Annotated in this window: 1 protein-coding gene and 2 tRNA genes; 1 reads left to right on the top strand and 2 read right to left on the bottom strand. The window is 68.0% G+C overall.

Annotated features, from left to right (window positions below; translation table 11 throughout):
* On the top strand, window positions 1–339 hold a 339-nt coding region (locus N2041_RS14445; RefSeq protein ID WP_297679295.1), incomplete at its 5' end, for an alpha/beta hydrolase domain-containing protein.
* A gap of 158 nt (window positions 340–497) precedes the next feature.
* Here N2041_RS14445 and N2041_RS14440 read toward each other — a convergent pair.
* A tRNA-Leu gene (locus N2041_RS14440) sits at window positions 498–584 on the bottom strand.
* A 185-nt stretch (window positions 585–769) separates the two neighbouring features.
* Window positions 770–844, bottom strand: a tRNA-Gly gene (locus N2041_RS14435).
* Between the last annotated feature and the right edge of the window lie 22 nt (window positions 845–866).

Raw genomic sequence — 866 nt, 5'->3', positions numbered from 1 at the left:
GTCGAGCCCCCGCGGGCCCCCTACATCCTGCTCGACGAGTCGGGCGCCCATGTACGGAATGAGCTCGGCCTGGCGGTGGGCGGTATCCAGCTCTCCCAGGTCGCGGTCCCGGTCGCTCGTAACACAGGAACGAACGCGGGCCCAGGCTTTTGCATCCTCCTCGGTTCGTACGAACCGTTCGATCGCGAGCAGCTGCGCCAGCTCTATCCCACCCCGGAGCGGTACCTCGGGCTCGTCTCGCAGGTGGACGAGAATAATCTTCGTCTTGGCTACCTCCTTCCAGAGGATGCTGCCGCCAATTTCGCCGAGGCCGAGCAGCTCGCTTCCGCGTGGCGCTGAAGGGTGCGCCGTTCGGAACCCTGGGGCACCGTTACGGGCGAACGCGTCCCACGGTGCTTGGGTCCGAGGGGCCGCGCCGCTCGTGCTTCGGGCTGGAATCGGAGCCGGCGATGCCAGGCTCTGGGCCTGGCCGAGGTGGGGGCGCGGCCTTCCAAGGTTGGTGCCGAAGGTGGGATTCGAACCCACACGGGGGCGCACCCCAGCGGTTTTTGAGACCGCCGCGTCTGCCGTTCCGCCACTTCGGCGCCCGCTCCATCATACCGGCTGCGCCCTGATAGAACGCCGAGAACCCTGCGAACCGCAGCCGGTGAGGGGCGGGGGTGGGATCCCATGAGGCAACGCCGTGTGCTCCGCAGGCCCATGCGAAGCGGGGTGCTCGCGCGTAGGCAACTGCCGCGGACGGGCAAGCCCCATGCCCAGAAACACAACGTGGAGCGGAAGACGGGGGTCGAACCCGCGACCTCCTCCTTGGCAAGGAGGCGCTCTACCACTGAGCTACTTCCGCTCTCGCCGCCTCAGTATAGCGC

Origin of the sequence: Tepidiforma sp., from assembly GCF_026419595.1 — a bacterium.
Classification (GTDB): domain Bacteria; phylum Chloroflexota; class Dehalococcoidia; order Tepidiformales; family Tepidiformaceae; genus Tepidiforma.
The sequence above is the reverse complement of the archived record's forward strand: the minus strand, read 5'-3'. Positions and strand labels throughout refer to the sequence as shown.